Source organism: Streptomyces varsoviensis (assembly GCF_000718635.1).
GTDB lineage: Bacteria > Actinomycetota > Actinomycetes > Streptomycetales > Streptomycetaceae > Streptomyces > Streptomyces varsoviensis.
The window spans coordinates 51,006-68,513 of the sequence record NZ_JOBF01000031.1 but is presented as its reverse complement, the minus strand read 5'-3'; the positions used below and the strand labels follow the sequence as shown (position 1 = coordinate 68,513).

Here is a 17,508-nt window from a genome sequence, read left to right as displayed (position 1 = left end):
CATCGGCGTCAGGACCGCGACAAACAACGAGCCCGCGGCAAAACCCACACCCAGGCCCTCCTCCGCCTCGCCCGCCAACGCACCAGCGTCCTGTTCGCCATGCTCCGCGACAACACCTTCTACGAACCCCGGACACCGAAGAACATCGAACTCGCCGCATAACCCCACCAACACCGAACCACCCCAAAACCGACAGGAGTGCCTCGACGAAAGACATAGAGGCACCCCCCCGGATGAGATCCCTAGGCGCCCCCTGCCGCGCCCGGCTGGCGCGTACCCGACGCGAAGCGGTCGCGCAGTTGGCGTTTGAGGATCTTGCCGCTGGCGTTCCGGGGGAGGTCGTCGACGAACAGGACGCGTTTGGGGGCCTTGAAGTGGGTGAGCCGCTCGCGGACGTGGGCGATCAGTTCCGCTTCGCCGACCGGGCCGCGCCGGACCACGACGGCGGTGACCGCCTCGATCCAGTGGGCGTCCGGGAGGCCGATGACGGCTGCCTCCGCCACGGCCGGGTGCTCGTACAGGACGTCTTCGACCTGGCGGGAGGCGACGAGGACGCCGCCCGAGTTGATCACGTCCTTCACCCGGTCGACGACGGTGAGGTAGCCCTCGGCGTCCCGCACGGCGAGGTCCCCGGAGTGGAACCAGCCGTCGCGGAAGGCCTCGGCGGTCTCCTCCGGCTTCTCCCAGTAGCCCTCGCACAGTTGCGGGGAGCGGTAGACGACCTCGCCGGTCACGCCGGGGCCCACTTCGACGCCGCGCTCGTCGACGACCCGGGCCTCCACGAACAGCACCGGCCGGCCGCACGAGTCCATCCGGCCCTCGTGTTCGCCGGGGCCGAGGACGGCGGCGAGCGGACCGACCTCGCTCTGCCCGAAGCAGTTGTAGAAGGCGAGGTCGGGCAGGCGCGCGCGGAGTCGTTCCAGGACGGGTACGGGCATGATCGAGGCGCCGTAGAACGCTTTGCGCAGGCCGGTGAGGTCGCGGTTGCCGAACTCGGGGTGCCCGGCCAGCTCGATCCAGACGGTGGGCGGGGCGAAGAGGCTGTCGGCTCGGCCCGCCCCCACGAGTTCGAAGATCCGGTACGGGTCGGGCTGGTCGATGATGGTGTTCTCCGCGCCCACCGCCAGGTAGGGCAGCAGGAAGACGTGCATCTGCGCCGAGTGGTAGAGCGGCATGCAGTGCAGCGGCCGGTCGCTCTCCTTGAGGTCCAGGGCGACGATGGCGCTGACGTACGCGTGGACGAAGGCGCGGTGCGACATCATCGCGCCCTTGGGCTCGGCGGTGGTGCCCGAGGTGTAGAGGAGCTGGACCACCTGCTCGCCGTCCCCGCCGCCGGCGATGAGGATGCCGGCGGCGCTCCGCTCCCGCGCCGTCTCCAGCAGCGAGCCGGTGGCATCGCGCAGCGCCATGACCGGTACGGAGTCCGGCAGCCGGTGTTCGAGGTCCGGGTCGGTGAGCACGAGGGAGCTGCCGGACTGCTCGATGACGTAGCGCAGATCGTCGCCGGTGAGGTGGTGGTTGACCGGCACATGGACGTAGCCGGCGCGGGCGCAGGCGAGGAAGGCGATCAGATAGGCGTCGGAGTTGTGCCCGTACACGGCGACGCGGGCGCCGCTCGCCGGCCCGCCGCGGTCGATCAGGGTGACGGCGGCGACGGTCACGGCGTCGTCGAGTTCCCGGTAGGTCCAGGCCCGGTCCCCGTACCGCACCGCCGTCCGGTCGGGGACTCGCCGTGCGCTGCGCCGCAGGAGGTCGTCCACCGTGCTGCTGTGCACTCCACCGGTCATGGTCGGATCTTGTGCGCGGCGGGGGCGCGGGTCAAGTGGGCGGGCCGGTCCGGAAGCGGAGTCGGGGCCGCCTCAGGCCCTCTGCCGCCGCGCGCCGCGCATCGGCGACAATCCACCTGCTCGGCACCGTCCGTTGCTCCGCACCGCCCGTCACCATCCGTATCGCCATGCCCCGTTGGGGAAGGGTTGGGGGAAGAGTTGAACTTACGCATCCGATCGCGTGCGCTGGTGCTGACCGGCGCCGCGCTGCTCGCCGTCGCCACCGCGCTGCCGCCGGGGGCGGCCGCCGCCGCGCCGGACCGTACGGACCGGCCCTCGGGCGACGGGCTGTCCGCCGTCATCCGCTACACCGAGTACGGCATTCCGCACATCGTGGCCGGGGACTATCCGAGCCTGGGCTTCGGCGAGGGCTGGGCGCAGGCCGCCGACCAGGTGTGCGTGCTGGCCGACGGGTTCGTCACCGGGCGCGGGGAGCGTTCGCGCTACTTCGGCCCGGACGCCGCGACCGACGGTTCCCTGTCGTCCGCCGCCACCAACCTCACCAGTGATCTCTTCTTCCGCGGCATCAACGCGGCGGGGACGGTCGAGAAGCTGCTGGCCCAGCCCGCGCCGGCCGGCCCCAGCCGGCAGGCCAAGGAGCTGATGCGCGGATACGCGGCCGGTTACAACGCCTGGCTGAGACAGCACCGGGTGACCGATCCCGCCTGCCGGGGCGCGGCCTGGGTCAAGCCCATCACGACGCTCGACGTGGCCCGGCACGGCTACGCCCTCGCGCTGTTGTCGGGACAGGGCGCGGCCGTGGACGGCATCACCGGGGCCCGGCCGCCGGTCGCGGGCGCGCAGCCGGGGCAGGCGCCGCGGCGGACGGCGGAGCGGCGGACGGCGGGTCAGGTCGCGGCGGCGCGCCGGCACTTCGACCGGAGCCGCGCGGACATGGGCTCCAACGCCGTGGCGTTCAGCGGGGAGACCACCGCGAACGGGCGCGGGCTGCTGATCGGCAACCCGCACTACCCCTGGCACGGCGGCCGCCGCTTCTGGCAGTCCCAGGTCACCATCCCGGGCGAGCTGGACGCCGCGGGCGGCTCGCTGCTGGGCGTCACGTCGATCTCCATCGGCCACAACTCCCGTATCGCGTGGAGCCATACGGTCGCCATGGGCGTGCCGTTGACGATGCGCGAGCTCACGCTCGTACCGAACGATCCCACCTCCTATCTGGTGGACGGCCGGCCCGTGAAGATGACCAAGCGCACGGTCACGGTGCCGGCGCGCGGCGCGGACGGCCGTACCACCGAGGTCACCCGCACCCAGTGGTGGACCCGCTACGGGCCCGTCACCACGTCGTACGGGGGCATCGACCTGCCGTGGACCGCCGGCTCGGCCTACGCGCTGGACGACGCGAACGCCGCCAATCTGCGGTTCAGCGACGCGGGGCTCAGTCTCAGCAAGGCCCGCAGCGTCGACGGCGTGCGGGACGCGCTGAACCGGACGCAGGGGCTGCCCTGGGTCAACACGATCGCCGCGGACTCCGGCGGGCACAGTCTCTTCACCCAGTCGCAGGTGCTGCCGCGGCTGACCGACGAGTTGGTGGCGCGGTGCTCCACGGCGCTGGGCCGGCAGATCTACCCGGAGACCGGGCTCGCGGTGCTGGACGGGTCGCGCGGCTCGTGCGGGCTGGGCCGGGACGCCGACGCCGTGCAGGACGGGATCTTCGGGCCGTCGGCGATGCCGACGCTCAAGGACGCGCCGTACGCGGAGAACTCCAACGACAGCGCGTGGCTGGCCAACGCGGACCAGCCGCTGACGGGCTATCCGCCGGTCTTCGGCGACATCGGCACCCAGCGCTCGATGCGGACGCGCGGGGCGATCGAGGACGTGGACGCGATGGCGGAGCGGGGCCGGCTGACGGTGGCCGATCTGGTGAAGCAGCAGTTCGCCAACCGGGTGCCGGCGGCGGATCTGGCGGCGGACGACGCGGCGAAGGCGTGCGCCGCGCTGCCGGGCGGCACGGCGGTGGACAGCGGCGGCAAGCGGGTGGACGTCTCGGCCGCCTGCGACGTGCTGGCCGGCTGGGACCGTACGGTGCGCACCGACAGCGCGGGGGCGCTGCTCTTCGACCGCTTCTGGCGGCGACTCTCGGACGCCACGCCGGAACGGGAGCTGTGGCGGGTGCCGTTCTCCGCGGCCGATCCGGTGGCCACCCCGAACACCCTGAACACGGCCGACCCGCGGTTCGCGCGGTCCCTGGCGGACGCGGTCGGCGAGCTGCGGGCGGCCCGTATCGCGCTGGACGCGCCGCTGGGCGAGCACCAGTTCGTGGTGCGCGGCGGCAAGCGCATACCGGTGTCGGGCGGCACGGAGTCGCTGGGCGTCTGGAACAAGACGGAGGCCGACTGGAACTCCGCTAAGGGCGGGTACAGCGAGGTCGTCCACGGCTCCAGCTATATCCAGGCCGTGGGTTTCGACGGCAGCGGCTGCCCGAACGCCCGTACGCTGCTGACGTATTCGCAGTCCTCCAATCCGAACTCGCCGCACTACAGCGACCAGACGGAGCTGTATTCGGCGGGCCGCATGGTGAAGGAGCGGTTCTGCGCGCAGGACATCCTCGCGTCGCCGAAGCTGCGGGTGGTGCGGGTGAGCGAGCACTGAGGCGGCCCTGAGGCGACCGCCCCTGAGATGGCCGCCCCTGAGGCGACCACCCGGCCCGGAAGGGGGGACTACACGGCGCGCTCCCGGCCCGCCCAGTGCGGGTCGCGGAGCCGCCGCTTGTAGAGCTTGCCGTTGGGATCGCGCGGCATGGTCTCGATGAAGTCGACGGTCTTGGGGCGCTTGTAGCCCGCGAGCGTCCGTTCGCAGTGGGCGAGGATGTCCTGGGCCAGTTCGGGGCCCGCCGGGTGGCCCTCGGCGGGTTCGACCACGGCCTTGACCTCCTCGCCCCAGTCGTCGTTCGGGATGCCGAAGGCCGCGGCGTCGGCGACGGCGGGGTGGGCGAGCAGCGCGGACTCGATCTCGGCGGGGTAGATGTTGACGCCGCCGGAGATGATCATGTCGATCTTGCGGTCGCGGAGGAAGAGGTAGCCGTCCTCGTCGAGGTAGCCGAGGTCGCCGACGGTGAAGAAGTCGCCGATGCGGTTCTTCCGCGTCTTGTTCTCGTCCTTGTGGTAGGAGAAGCCGCCGGTCTTCATCTTCATGTAGACGGTGCCGAGTTCGCCCGCGGGCAGCCGTCGGCCGTCGTCGTCGAAGACGGCGAGTTCGCTGATGGGCCAGGGCTTGCCGACGGTGCCGGGCTTCTTCAGCCAGTCCTCGGCGGTCGCGAAGGCCCCGCCGCCCTCGCTGGCCGCGTAGTACTCCTCCACGCACGTGCCCCACCAGTCGATCATCGCGCGCTTGACGTGGTCGGGGCAGGGGGCAGCGCCGTGGATGGCGTGGCGCATGGAGGAGACGTCGTAGGCGGCGCGTACGGCCTCCGGGAGCGCGAGCAGCCGGTGGAACTGGGTCGGCACCATGTGCGTGTGCGTGCACGCGTGGCGGTCGATGGCCGCGAGCATGCCCTCGGGCGTCCACTTGTCCATCAGCACGAGCCGGTGCCCGATGTGCAGGGACGCGCCCGCGAATTGGAGGACCGCGGTGTGGTAGAGCGGCGAGCAGACGAGGTGGGCGTTGTCGTCGAAGGGCTTGATGCCGAAGATGGCGAGGAAGCCGCCGAGGTACGTCTCTTCGGGTGGTTTGCCGGGCAGCGGGCGACGTATGCCACGCGGGCGGCCTGTGGTACCGGAGGTGTAGTTCATGACCCAGCCGAGCGTGCGGTCCTCGGGCGGAGTGTCGGACCGCCCCTCCAGGAGGTCGCCGTACGGGCGGAAGCCGGGGATCTCTCCGACCGCGTAGCGGTGGGCGGCGGGCAGTCCCGCCTCGTCGGCCGCCGCCGTCGCCGCGTCACCGAACCGCTCGTGGGCGATGAGGACCTTGGCGCCGGAGTCCGCGACGATCCAGGCGATCTCGGGGCCGACGAGGTGGTGGTTGACGGGCACGAGGTAGAAGCCGGCCTGGGACGCGGCGAGGTAGGCCGTGAAGAACTCGACGCCGTTGGGGAGCACGGCCGCGAACGCGTCGCCGCGCTCCAGTCCGGCCGCGCGCAGCCCGTGCACGAGCCGGTTGCAGTCGGCGTGCAGCCGGCCCGCGCTCCACTCCTCGCCGTCCGGTGCGATGAGGACCGTACGGCCGGGGTCCGCGGCCGCCTGTGCCCAGAAGCCGTTCGGGGGTTGCGTCATGGAAGGCGCTCCTCTCCGCGCTCAGGCGCGTCCGGCGATGCGGTTGATGCGGTCGATGGCCCGCTCGAAGCCCGCGGTGAGGTCGTCGAAGACGGCCTGGACGGGGCGTTCGGAGTTCATCCGGCCGACGATCTGGCCGACGGGCGTGCCGAGCAGGGCGTCCACCTCGTACTTCTGGATGCGGGAGACGGCCTCGGCGACGAGCAGCCCCTGGAGCGGCATGGGGAGGGTGCCGGGGCTGTGCGGGTCGTCCCAGGCGTCGGTCCACTCGGTGCGCAACTGGCGGGCGGGTTTGCCGGTCAGGGAGCGGGAGCGGACGGTGTCGCCCGAGCCGGCCGCGAGGAGTTTGCGGGTCAGGGCGCGGGAGTGCAGGTCGGCTTCCTCGGTGGTGAGCCAGAGCGAGCCGAGCCATACGCCCTGGGCGCCGAGGGCGAATCCGGCGGCGATCTGCTCGCCGCTGCCGATGCCGCCCGCGGCGAGTACGGGCAGCGGGGCGACGGCCTCGACGACCTCGGGGGTCAGCACCATGGAGGCGATCTCGCCGGTGTGGCCGCCGGCTTCGTAGCCCTGGGCGACGACGATGTCGATGCCGGCGTCCCGGTGGCGCCGCGCGTGGTGGGCGCTGCCCGCGAGCGCGGCGACGAGGATGTCGTGGGCGTGGGCGCGCTCGATGACGTCGGCGGGCGGTGAGCCGAGGGCGTTGGCGAGCAGGGCGATGGGGTAGTCGAAGGCGACGTCGAGCTGGCCGCGGGCGACCTGTTCCATCCAGCCGGTGATGCGCCAGCCGGACGCCTCGCCCTCGGCGAGTTCCGGCACGCCGTGTTTGGCGAGGGTGTCGGCGACGAACTGGCGGTGGGCGGGCGGGATCATCGCCTCGATGTCGGCCTCGCTCACCCCCTCGACCTTCTTCGCGGGCATCACGACGTCGAGCCCGTACGGTCTGCCGCCGGTGTGCTTCTGCATCCAGTCGAGGTCGCGCGCGAGGTCGTCGGCGGCGCCGTAGCGCACCGCGCCGAGGACGCCGAGCCCGCCCGCTCGGGTGATCGCGGCGGCCACCGCCGGGAACGGCGTGAAGCCGAAGATGGCGTGTTCGATGCCCAGCCTTTTGCTCAGCTCCGTCTCCATGCGGGGCAGGATGCCGCAGGGCGGCGTGCGAGGGAAGAGATTTTCTGATGCTGCGTCAGGTTCTTCCCGTCATTGACAGAGCCCCCGCCCTGGTTGAAAGCTTCACGGGATCGACTCGATCATGAAAGAAACTTTCAGGAGACCGCACGAGGCTTTCAGGAGGCGCGCGATGTCAGAGGGCATGGAGGAGGACCGCACAGGTGGCGCGATCAGCAGACGGCGATTCGGCGCGGGGGCGCTCGCGCTCGGCGGTGCGCTGGTGATCGCCGCACAGCCCGGCGCCGCCTCGGCCGCCACGACGCAAGGACAGACCGCGGGCCGCCGCACGACGCTGCGGCGCGGCTCGGCCCGCCGGGCGGGGCTCCTCGAACACCACCTCGGCCAGGTCACCGCCGCGGCCGAGAAATACCTGCACCCCTCCCCCACGCACCCGTACTACCCCGGAGCCGTACTCCTCGCCGGGCGCGGCGGCACGGTCGCGGTGGAGGAGGCCCTCGGCAAGGCCGTGCGCTACGCCCGTTACGACGAGAAGAACGACACCGGCGTCGAACTCCCCCCGGAGCGGCAGCGCCCAATGGCCACGGACACCGTCTTCGACCTCGCCTCCCTCTCCAAACTCTTCACCTCGCTCCTGGCCGTCCAGTACATCGAGCGCGGCGAACTGGCCCTGGAGGCCGCGGTCGCCTCCTACCTCCCGGAGTTCGCGGCGGCGGGCAAGCGGGCCATCACCGTCCGCCAGCTCCTCACCCACACCTCCGGCTTCCAGCCCGACCTGCCGTTCTACGACCAGCCGACCCGCGAGAAGCGGCTCAAGCTGCTGTGGGACGAGGCCCCCCAGCACGCCCCCGGCACGGCCTACCTCTACTCCGACCTCAACCTGATCTCCCTCCAGCTCGTCCTGGAGCGGATCACCGGCCGGCCTCTGGACGAGCTGGTACGCGCCCACATCACCGGCCCCCTCGGCATGGACTCCACCCGCTACAACCCGCCCGCGAGCTGGCGGCCGCGCACCGCCGCCACCGAGGACCAGCGCAAGCCCTGGGCACGGCTGGACCGGGGCATGGTGTGGGGCGAGGTGCACGACGAGAACGCGTACGCCTTCGGCGGGGTCGCCGGGCACGCCGGGGTCTTCTCCTGCGCCTGGGACCTGGCCGTACTGTGCCGGACGCTGCTCAACGGCGGCGCGTACGGGCGGGTCCGCGTGCTGCGCCCCGAGTCGGTGCGGCTGATGTTCACGAACTTCAACACGGCGTTCCCCGGCCACGACCACGGGCTCGGCTTCGAGCTGTACCAGCACTGGTACATGGGCGCCATGGCCACGCCCAGGACCGCCGGCCACACGGGCTTCACCGGTACATCCATCGTCCTGGACCCCACCACCGACTCGTTCCTCGTCCTCCTCTCCAACTCCGTCCACCCCTGCCGCACCTGGCGGTCCGGCAGCGCGCCGCGGGTCGCGACGGGGGACGCGTTGGCGCGCGCCGTGCCGGTGCGGCCGGCGCGCGGCCGTACCGCCTGGTTCTCCGGCATGGCGAGCGCCGCCGACGCGACGCTCGCCCTTCCCGAGCTGCCGGTCGCCTCGCGGCGGGCGCGGCTGAGCTGCGACCTGTGGTGGGACATCGAACCCTCCGACGCCATGCGCCTGGAGGCGTCCACGGACTCCGGCGCCACCTGGCAGCCGGTGCCGTTCACCACCCGGCCCGCGCACGGCCGCCCGACGGACCACCCCGACGCGGTGGCGACCGGCTACAACGGGCGCGTATGGCAACGCGTGGACGCGGACCTCTCGGCGTGGCGCGGCGGGCGGGCGGTGCGGCTGCGCTGGCGCTACACCACCGACGCGCGGTACGTGGGGCGCGGGGTGTACGTCGGCGGCCTGCGCGTCACGGACGGCGCCGACACGTCATTCGACGAGAGGCGGCCGCGAGACGCGGCGCGCGTGGAGGCGAAGGGGTGGACCCGGTCGCCGGACTAGCGCAGTAGCGCCGAGGCCGTGAAGTTCGCGGCCGGGTCCGGAAGCACCGGACGCGAGGGGTGAACGCGGCGGGTTCGCTCGCGGGGGACCGGCCGTCCGGACTCGGTTCCGCACGGATGCGCGGGATCTCGGGGAGCGGGGCCGCCTCGTCCGGGTCGCCGGCCCAGGTCACCGCGCGCCCTCGGTGAGGGCGGTTTTCAGGCGGGCCACCAGCGCGTCCAACTGCTGGGCGCTCGTCGCGGTCCCGTAGAGGTAGCGGTCCGGCCGGATGAGGACCGCGGCGGCGTCGAGGGTCTCCAGCCAGCGCCTCGCTTCCTCGGAGTCCGCCGTTATGGTGGCCGCGTTCAACGACTCCAGCGACTCCCGCGCGCGTGCGGGGAGCCCGGCGAGGCAGTCGGCCGTGCCGAGGACCGCGAACCGGTAGCCCGCCACGTCGTCCAGGCGCCGGCCGTCGGCCAGGGCCGGCTGCGCGCTCAGCGTTCCGGCGTATGCGTCGTCGGTCCGGATGCCCGGCCCGAGCCTCGGGCGCAGCGCCTCGCGTTCGGTGACGGGGACCTCCTCCCCTGCCTCGGCGCCCTTCGGCGCCATGTCCTCGACCTCGTTGGCGAGCTGCGCCGCGAGTTTCACGTATTCGGTCATGTGCGGCTTGCGTTCGGTGTCGTAGGTGTCCAGGAGTTCCCTCGGGGACTCCTTCCGGATGACGCGGCCCAGTTTCCAGGCGATGTTCAGCGCGTCGCGGATTCCGGACACCATGCCCTGGCCCAGATGCGGCGGCATCTCGTGCGCCGCGTCGCCCGCCAGGAACAGCGGTCCCATGCTCCACCGCTCGGCGACCGCGGCCTCCCACTCATAGACATCGGCCCGCAGAACGCGGTATTCGTCCGGGTTCAGGAACGGCGACAGAAGGTCGTAGACGTGCTGGAGGCTTTCGAATTCCGCGGTGTCGTCGTCGGGGCGGAGCAATTGCTCGAAACGCAGCAGCGGCTCCGCCATGGCGACGAATGTCAACGGGTTCCGGATTCCGGCCTGGATGAAGGAGTCACGGTGGGAAAGGTTCTCCTTCCGCACGAACGGCACGATGTCGACGATCAGCGAGCGGTGCGTCGCCTCATAGTCGGTCTGTGCGCAGTCCATCGCGCCGCGCACAAAGGAATTGGCCCCGTCGGCGCCGATCAGGAAAGCGGCCGTGACCATGTGCTGTCGGCCGGTGCTCCGTTCCTCGACGCGGAGGTGTGACCCTTCGCCCGGAGTTGTCAGCTCGATCGCGTTCCAGCCGAAGAAGTGGCTGGTCCCGGGGTGGGCGTGGGCGTGGCCGCGCAGCACCGCCTCGAAATCCGGCTGATGGAACATGTAGTCCGACTGCCATCCCTGATCGGTGACGCCTTTGTTGAAGGCGAACTCCATCACCGACCGCCACTGCGGGTCGTAGAACCGGTACATGCCGGCGAGCGAGAACCGCTCTTCGAGATGGCCGAGACCGAGGGTCTGGAAGGTGCGCATGGTTTCGTCGTCCAGATGCGTCGCCCGCGGGAAAGGCCGTGGAATGCGCTGGGCGTCGATCACGGCGACCCGCAGCCCTTCCATCGCCAGCAGCCGGGCCAGGACCAGGCCGGTGGTGCCGCATCCGAGGATCGCGACATCGACGTCGGTCACACCGGCGACGGTGGTGGCGTCGCTCATTGATTCACCTCATTGTGTCGTTCCAGTGATTTCCATCGGCTCGATGAGCACGGCGGAGGCCGTCACCGCGCGGGATGCCACGGCATCGGGCAACGGCGCTCCATGAGGGTCCGCCAGCGTCGCGATCATCGCGCCGTCGTCGCGCAGGCAGCAGGCGATCGGCAGCAGCGGCGCCGTGGACACCGTCTCGTGGATCTCGTCTTCGCCGACCCGGACGATCGCCTGGCCGCTCGTCGTCGCCACCCATACGCCGCGCTCCGCGGGCCAGATGCCGTCGGGGCGCGCGTCGGGGCCGACGAGATCGGCTAGGTCGGCGTAGCGCCGCCGCGCACCGAGGGTCCCGTCGGCGAGGACGTCGAACGCGGTCAGGCACCGGGCCGCGGTCTGCGCGACGACCAGGGTGGTGCCGCCGTCGACGAGTGCGAGCCCGTTCGGGAACTCCACGTCCTCGGCCGCCACCGCGACGCTGCGGTCGGGCCGGACCAGGATGATGCGGCCCGGCGCCGGTTCCTCGCCCGCGGCGGCGTCGAAGGCGACGTCGTCGACGTAGAGGTTGCCCTCGGCGTCTCCGGTCATGTCGCCGAGGGGGCCGACCCCGAAGTCGGCGAGGTCCACGTAGGGCCGCCAGGCCAGGCCGTCCCACCGCCCGATCGCGCGCTCGCGCATCATCGCGCCCACGAGCCCGCCGTCGGGCAGGAACCACAGCCCGTTGGACGGCGATTCGAGATCGGTCGGACGCCATGCGCCGGACGCGTCGGTCCACAACCGGGAGCCCTGGGTGTCCGAGAGCCACAGCGCCCCGTCGTGCCAGCGGGGGCTCTCGCCCCAGACCATGCCCGTCGCGTACGGTCGGCCGGTCATGGCGACGCGTGCGCGCCGGTCATCAGCGCGGCGAGGTCTTCCGGTTCGATGAACGACGGCGGCATGGGCGGCCCCCAGGTCAGGAAGCTCTTGGGGTCGCCGCTTGGCCACACGGCCGGCTTCCACAGCGCGTCGTCGACGACGCAGTCGAGATCCGAGTAGTACTCGCTGAAGTTACCCGCCGGGTCCCGGAGGTACCAGAAGAAGTTGGACCCGACGGTGTGCCTGCCCAGGCCCCACACGTGCCGCTCGGGGTGGCCCTCCAGCATCCGCGTCGCGCCGCGTCCGACCTCGTCGACGTCGTCGACCTCCCAGGACGTGTGGTGGACGAAGTTCACCGGGGCGCTCTGGACCAGGACGTTGTGGTGGTCGGTGGAACACCGCATGAAGGCGGCGACCCCGGCGATCTCGTCGCTCACCTTGAGGCCGATGCCGTCGGTGAAGAACCGCCGGCTCGTTTCCTGGTCGGTCGAGCCGATCACCACGTGACCGAGCTTGCGCGGGCGGACGATGCCTTCGCGCACGACGCCGGGCGCCCGCGTCGCACCGCGCTCGTCCCGGCCGGGTCCGTTGAACGCGGTGGCCGGCACGGCGGGCCGCGCCGGCCGCGGCTCCACCACGACCTCGGCCTCGACGCCGGTGACCGCCTCGGTCGCCACCAGGCGGCGTCCGTCGGTACGCGCGTCGATACCCAGGCGGCTCAGCCGGCGTGTGATCGCGTACAGGTCGTCGGGGCTGTCCGCGCCGATCGACAGTCCGACCAGCCGCCGGGCCGGAGACCGGACCAACCGCAACTGCCGTCCGCCGTCGGTGGTCGAGTACCAGCCGTCCGCCCCCTTCGACAGCCCGAACTCCTCGTAGTAGGCGCCGGCGGTCACGACGTCGGGCACTCCGAGGGTGATCGAGGCGAGCCGGTGCAGGCTCATGACGCGCTCCCTTCCGCGCGCCCGGCGGCCGTGAAGGTCTGCCGGATGCTGCCGATGCCTTCGACGTAGGAGACGAGTTCGTCGCCCGCCGCCAGGAACCGCGGCGGGGTGCGGACGGCCCCCACGCCCGCCGGGGTGCCGGTGAACACGACATCGCCGGGAAACAACGTGGTGACCTGGGAAACCTTCTCGATCAGCACATCGATGGGGAAGACCATCTCGGTGGAGCGCGCCTTCTGCACCGGTTCGCCGTTGAGCACGCAGCCCAGCTCCAGGTCGGCCGGGTCGGCGAACTCGTCCGGAGTGACCAGGAACGGCCCGGTCGGGCCGAAGCCGGGAAACGACTTGCCGAGGCTGTACTGCGGTGGCGCTCCCGCGAGTTGCAGGCCGCGTTCGGAGAGGTCCTGTGCCACCGTCAGCCCGGCCACGTACCGCCAGGCGTCGCCGGCGGCGACCTCGCGGGCCGTCCGGCCGATCACCACCGCGATCTCGACCTCCCAGTCCACCGTGCCCGGCGGCAGCTCGACGCTCGATTCGGCGCCCGCGAACGAGGAGACGTATTTCGTGAACACGGAAGGCTCTGTCGGCACCTCCAGTCCGGCTTCCCGCACGTGCCCGTAGTAGTTGAGCCCGATGGCGAACACCTGGCGCGGATTCGGCGACGGCGCCCCGAGGTCGGCGGGTGTGAAGCCGGCCCGTCGACCGGCCGCCGGCTCCCAGTCCGCGAACTCGTCCCACCGTTCGTACAGCGCGGGAAGGTCCGGTCCGAACCGGTGCCCGCTCGCCTCGTAGATGTCGATGCCCTCGCCCTCGCCCGTGATCAACCACGGCCGCCCCCGAACATTTCCGATGCGCAACGTCGCTCCTTGGCGGGTTGGTCCTGTGTGACGAACTTCCTCACGTTCCCGGCCCTGTGCGCCGGGTACGGGACGAGCCCGGGGGTCCTCCGGGAGGCATTCACCCAACTCGCGGCGACTCCGCCGCCGGTGACGCGCCCGGGCTCCGGTGTGCCTCAGTGGAGCGCGAAGCCGGTCACACCAGCTCCTCGTGATTGACCCAGACCACCCGGTACGGGTACTTGGCCTGCCAGCGCTTGATGAGCTCCATCGCCCCCGGCGCGGCGAACGAGGCGTTCAGCGCCGCCACATCGGCGAGGCCGAGCCGCACCACGGCACTGGCCACGAACACCGGGCTGTGGTCATCGGCCGCGACCCGGATGTGCCGCTTCGCCGCGAAGGTCTGGATGGTCCCGGAGTCCCTCATGACCTGTTCGATGTCCTTGAGGTACTGATCCAGCTCGCTGTCGGGGATCGCGTCGTCGAACGAGACAATCATCGTGTGGTTGATCATGTCTCGATACTGCGGCTCCCACGGCGCCCAAGTCCAAGATCCATCGCGTATGCGGCGATAACCTGGGGGCATGAGTGGGTGAGGGGACGGATCGGGCTACCGGCCCAGTGTCCCCCGCTGCTGCCTGAGCGCGGCGACCTGGCGGTAGAGGTCGACGGCTTCGGTGGAGCGGCCCAGTTGTTCGAGGCAGTGGGCTTCGTCGTTGCGGCTGGCGAGGGCGTCGGGGTGGTTGGCGCCGAGGACGCGCTGGCGGGCTTGGGCGACTTCGCGGTAGACGGCGAGGGCGTCGGTCCAGCGGCCGAGCCAGCCGAGGCCGACGGCGACCTCGCGGCGGCTGACGAGGGTGTCCGTGTGCTCGGGGCCGAGGACGCGCTCGCGGATCGCCGACACCTCGCGGGCCTCGGCCAGGGCCTCCTCCCAGCGGCCGAGGCGGCCGAGGTTGACGCCGAGGCCGTGCCGGGCCCGCAGCGTCTCGGGGTCCGTGGCGCCCTGAGCGCGCGTACGGTCGTCGACGAGATCGCGGTAGAGCTCCAGGGCCGCCGCGCTGCGGCCCAGCCGGCCCAGGCAGATGCCCGCCTCGTAGCGGGCGGCGAGGGTGTCCGGGTGGTCGGGGCCCAGCGCCTCGGCCCGCCCGGCGGCGACCTCGCGGTACGTGTCGAGCGCCTCGGACCAGCGGCCGAGCTGGCCGAGCGCGTAGCCGACCTCGTAGCGGGTGACGAGGGTGTCGGGGTGGCCGGGGCCCAGGACGCGGGTGCGGGCGGCGGCGACCTCGCGCGCCATCTCGTACGAGTCCTCCAGGCGGCCGAGCCTGCTGAGGTTGTAGGCGAGGTTGTGGCGGCAGCGCAGCGTGTCGGGGTGGTCGGGGCCCATGGTGCGTTCCCGCACGGCGAGCACGGCGGCGTACACCTGGTGGGCCTCGAAGTGCCGGCCGAGCTGCCCGAGCACGTACGCGGTCTCCTGGCGCGCGGCGAGGGTGTCCGGGTGCTCGGCGCCGAGGACGCGCTCCCGGCCGGCCGCGGCCTGTCCGTACTCGCGCAGCGCGTCCGCCGGGCGGCCGAGCCGGCTGAGGGTGTAGGCGACCTCGTAGCGGCTGGCGAGGGTGTCGGGGTGGTCGGCGCCCAGGACGTGTTCGCGTTCGGCGGCGACGGCGCGGTGCACCTTGCCCGCCTCCTCCCAGCGGCCGAGCCGCCCGAGGCTCAGCCCCGCGCTGTGCCGGACGGCCAGTTCCTTGAGCACTTCCGGCGGCACGCCGGGGCGGGCCGGTCCGGGCGGCGGCGTGGGGCGGCGCGGGTCGGCGGGTTCGGTCCAGGCGCCGGTCAGCGCGTCGGCGTGGCCGGCCGGTACGGGCGGGGCGAGGGCGCCGCCGGTGGCCTTGGTGCCCGTGGTCATGCCCCTGGCCCAGCCGGGCAGCCGGGCGGGTTCGGGCAGCGCCGCCACCGCGGGCCGGCCGGCCTTTGACCCGGCCGTCTTCTCGGCGGCCGGGCGGGGCCCGCCGGCGGCGACGGTCGATGGATGGACAGCGGGCGGGGTGTAGACGGCATGTGGCTGGTGGGGCGCCGTCGGTCGCGGCGGGGCCCAGTGGTGGCCCGTGCCGTGCGTCTCCGCGAGCCGGTGCCCGAGGTCGGCGGCGTCCTGCGGGCGGTCCTCGGGGTCCTTGGCGAGCAGGTCCAGCACGATCCGTTCGAACGGTTCGGGGAGGTCGGGGCGGTGGCTGCGGAGCGGTTCGGGCGGGGTGTCGCGGTGGCCCACGAGGACGGACCAGGCGTCGTCGAGGTCGAACGGCGGGGCTCCGGTGGCGATTTCGTACAGCACGCAGCCGAGCGAGTAGAGGTCGCTGCGCCGATCCACGTGGCCGCCCGCGATCTGTTCGGGCGACATGTAGTGCGGGGTGCCCATGGCGATGCCGGTGCCGGTGAGGCGGCTGGTGACGCCGATGTCGTGGCCGAGGCGCGCTATGCCGAAGTCGCATATCTTCACGCTGCCGTCGGCCAGCCGCATGATGTTGGCGGGCTTCAGGTCGCGGTGCACGATGCCCTGCCGGTGGGTGTAGGCGAGCGCCGCGGCCACCTGGTCCGCTATGTCGACGACGTCCGGCACGGGCAGCGGGTGGTGCTTGTTGTCCTCCAGGAGCTGGCTGAGGTTGCGGCCCTCCAGCAACTCCATGACCAGGTAGAGGACGCCGTCGAACTCGCCGAAGTCGTGGACGACGGTGACGCCCCGGTGCTGGAGGGCGGCGGCGACCCGGGCCTCCCGGCGGAACCGCTCGCGCAGCACCCGCATGAACGACTGGTCATGGCGCGGCCCCAGGGGGTTGAGGCATTTGACGGCCACCCGGCGGCCGAGCGACTCGTCGAGCGCCCGCCACACCTCGCCCATACCGCCCCGCCCGATCAGGTCGAGCAGTCGGTACCGGCCCTGGATCAGCCTGGTCTCCGCCATCCTCCGCCGCCGCCCCCGTCGTTTCGCGCTGCTGCCCTCCCCGGCCCGTCCAGTATGGCGGCCAGGCTGCGCAGCTTGTAGGCCGAGGGTCGGCTGCCGGGGCCGAGCCGGGCGGCGGCGGTGAGGATGTGTTTGGGCGGGAGTTGCCAGCGTACGGTCGCGGGCACGCCGCGCAGGACGAACCCGGCGGCGCGCAGCCGGCGCGCGACGGCGTCCGGGGGCGGCGCGGGCCGGCCGTACAGCTCGTGGGCGTACCGGGGCAGGGAGGCGTACGCCAGCGCGGAGACCCGCCCCCAGAGCAGCCGGCGCGCGGGGGTGAGCAGCGGGGGTACGGGCGGCCGGCGCAGGAACTCGTCGACCTCGAACGCCTCCGGGGTGGCGGCCAGTCGCGGACGCACCCGCTCGAAGTAGGCGGCGAGCTGCCCGGCGTCGGCCGGTACGTCGGCGGGGTCGAGGCCGACGAGCCGCGCCGAGCGGCGGTGCTCGGCTATGTAGGCGTCGGCGGTCGCGTCGGTGAACGGCAGCCCGGACGCGCGCACCACGTGGAGGTAGGAGGCGACCTCGGCGCAGTGCACCCAGAGGAGCAGTTCGGGGTCGTCGACGCGATAGCGCTCGCCGGTGTCGGGGTCGGTGGCGGTGAGCCGGCGGTGGATGGCGCGGACGGCGGCCCCGGCCCGTTCGGCGGCGTCGGCGGTGCCGTAGGTGGTGGTGGCGACGAATCCGGCGGTGCGCAGAAGCCGCCGCCAGGGGTCCTGGCGGAAGTCGGAGTTCTGCATGATCCCGCGCACGGCGCGCGGGTGGAGCGCCTGGAGCCACAGGGCGCGCACGCCCGCCACCCACATCATGGGGTCGCCGTGCACCTGCCAGGTGACCGATCCGGGGCCGAAGAGCCCCGGGTCCCCGCCGCCCGGACCGTACGGGCCGTCCGGACCGTACGCACTGTTCGCGCTGGTCCGGTCGTACCGACCGGTCGAGCGGGTCGGGGCGTGTCGCCGCATCCTGTCCACCTCCGGGTCCGGGATGCCGACCCTAACCGGCGGGCACCGGCACTGGGACCGCCGCACCGCGATGTCCTGCACCTTTGCCCAAAAATTCGAACA

General features: G+C 72.4%; 12 protein-coding genes. 2 read left to right on the top strand and 10 right to left on the bottom strand.

The window, feature by feature from the left end; all coding sequences use genetic code 11:
• Nucleotides 1-242: 242 nt before the first annotated feature.
• A complete protein-coding gene (locus IF55_RS31875; protein WP_030889399.1) occupies nucleotides 243-1,787 on the bottom strand; it encodes a fatty acyl-CoA synthetase in 1,545 nt (514 codons plus the stop codon).
• 198 nt (nucleotides 1,788-1,985) lie between these two features.
• On the opposite strand from IF55_RS31875, the gene IF55_RS31870 reads away from it, so the two are divergent.
• Nucleotides 1,986-4,433 (top strand): penicillin acylase family protein, encoded by a 2,448-nt coding sequence (locus tag IF55_RS31870; RefSeq protein ID WP_030889401.1) that lies wholly within the window; start codon nucleotides 1,986-1,988, stop codon nucleotides 4,431-4,433.
• 68 nt (nucleotides 4,434-4,501) lie between these two features.
• Here the strand turns inward: IF55_RS31870 and IF55_RS31865 are convergent, their stop codons facing one another.
• Together IF55_RS31865 and IF55_RS31860 are read right to left on the bottom strand one after the other, a co-directional pair.
• Nucleotides 4,502-6,052: an acyl-CoA synthetase gene (locus IF55_RS31865; RefSeq protein WP_030889403.1), complete on the bottom strand. Its 1,551-nt coding sequence runs from the start codon at nucleotides 6,050-6,052 to the stop codon at nucleotides 4,502-4,504.
• Between the two features lie 21 nt (nucleotides 6,053-6,073).
• Nucleotides 6,074-7,177 (bottom strand): NAD(P)H-dependent flavin oxidoreductase, encoded by a 1,104-nt coding sequence (locus IF55_RS31860; RefSeq protein ID WP_030889405.1) that lies wholly within the window; start codon nucleotides 7,175-7,177, stop codon nucleotides 6,074-6,076.
• Nucleotides 7,178-7,358: 181 nt separating this feature from the next.
• Between IF55_RS31860 and IF55_RS31855 the strand changes: the two genes are divergently transcribed.
• Entirely contained in the window at nucleotides 7,359-9,152 is a 1,794-nt protein-coding gene (locus IF55_RS31855) for a serine hydrolase domain-containing protein (RefSeq protein ID WP_030889407.1), read from the top strand.
• 168 nt (nucleotides 9,153-9,320) lie between these two features.
• Here IF55_RS31855 and IF55_RS31850 read toward each other — a convergent pair whose 3' ends face one another.
• The 7 genes from IF55_RS31850 to IF55_RS31820 form a co-directional block, all read right to left on the bottom strand.
• Nucleotides 9,321-10,832, bottom strand: coding sequence for a bifunctional 3-(3-hydroxy-phenyl)propionate/3-hydroxycinnamic acid hydroxylase (locus tag IF55_RS31850; protein WP_030889409.1), 1,512 nt, complete (start codon nucleotides 10,830-10,832; stop codon nucleotides 9,321-9,323).
• Between the two features lie 9 nt (nucleotides 10,833-10,841).
• A complete protein-coding gene (locus tag IF55_RS31845) occupies nucleotides 10,842-11,693 on the bottom strand; it encodes an SMP-30/gluconolactonase/LRE family protein (protein WP_048832904.1) in 852 nt (283 codons plus the stop codon).
• A complete protein-coding gene (locus tag IF55_RS31840; RefSeq protein WP_030889414.1) occupies nucleotides 11,690-12,619 on the bottom strand; it encodes a VOC family protein in 930 nt (309 codons plus the stop codon). The genes IF55_RS31845 and IF55_RS31840 overlap by 4 nt, the downstream gene beginning before the upstream one ends.
• Nucleotides 12,616-13,476, bottom strand: a complete 861-nt coding sequence (locus IF55_RS31835) for a fumarylacetoacetate hydrolase family protein (RefSeq protein ID WP_030889417.1) — start codon at nucleotides 13,474-13,476, stop codon at nucleotides 12,616-12,618. Before IF55_RS31835 ends, IF55_RS31840 begins: the two co-directional genes overlap by 4 nt.
• A 175-nt stretch (nucleotides 13,477-13,651) precedes the next feature.
• A complete protein-coding gene (locus IF55_RS31830) occupies nucleotides 13,652-13,969 on the bottom strand; it encodes a hypothetical protein (protein ID WP_030889420.1) in 318 nt (105 codons plus the stop codon).
• 96 nt (nucleotides 13,970-14,065) lie between these two features.
• Complete coding sequence (locus tag IF55_RS31825; RefSeq protein WP_030889423.1) at nucleotides 14,066-16,408, bottom strand: serine/threonine-protein kinase; 2,343 nt, start codon at nucleotides 16,406-16,408, stop codon at nucleotides 14,066-14,068.
• Nucleotides 16,390-17,406: an oxygenase MpaB family protein gene (locus IF55_RS31820; RefSeq protein ID WP_078645597.1), complete on the bottom strand. Its 1,017-nt coding sequence runs from the start codon at nucleotides 17,404-17,406 to the stop codon at nucleotides 16,390-16,392. The genes IF55_RS31825 and IF55_RS31820 overlap by 19 nt, the downstream gene beginning before the upstream one ends.
• Nucleotides 17,407-17,508 lie beyond the last annotated feature (102 nt).

What these genes read in the sequence shown, in the direction of transcription:
- IF55_RS31865 (WP_030889403.1), bottom strand. Translation starts at nt 6,052, where the DNA reads ATGACGCAACCCCCGAACGGCTTCTGGGCACAGGCGGCCGCGGACCCC.
- IF55_RS31830 (WP_030889420.1), bottom strand. Translation starts at nt 13,969, where the DNA reads ATGATCAACCACACGATGATTGTCTCGTTCGACGACGCGATCCCCGAC.
- IF55_RS31860 (WP_030889405.1), bottom strand. Translation starts at nt 7,177, where the DNA reads ATGGAGACGGAGCTGAGCAAAAGGCTGGGCATCGAACACGCCATCTTC.
- IF55_RS31825 (WP_030889423.1), bottom strand. Translation starts at nt 16,408, where the DNA reads ATGGCGGAGACCAGGCTGATCCAGGGCCGGTACCGACTGCTCGACCTG.
- IF55_RS31820 (WP_078645597.1), bottom strand. Translation starts at nt 17,406, where the DNA reads ATGCGGCGACACGCCCCGACCCGCTCGACCGGTCGGTACGACCGGACC.
- IF55_RS31845 (WP_048832904.1), bottom strand. Translation starts at nt 11,693, where the DNA reads ATGACCGGCCGACCGTACGCGACGGGCATGGTCTGGGGCGAGAGCCCC.
- IF55_RS31855 (WP_030889407.1), top strand. Translation starts at nt 7,359, where the DNA reads ATGGAGGAGGACCGCACAGGTGGCGCGATCAGCAGACGGCGATTCGGC.
- IF55_RS31840 (WP_030889414.1), bottom strand. Translation starts at nt 12,619, where the DNA reads ATGAGCCTGCACCGGCTCGCCTCGATCACCCTCGGAGTGCCCGACGTC.
- IF55_RS31875 (WP_030889399.1), bottom strand. Translation starts at nt 1,787, where the DNA reads ATGACCGGTGGAGTGCACAGCAGCACGGTGGACGACCTCCTGCGGCGC.
- IF55_RS31850 (WP_030889409.1), bottom strand. Translation starts at nt 10,832, where the DNA reads ATGAGCGACGCCACCACCGTCGCCGGTGTGACCGACGTCGATGTCGCG.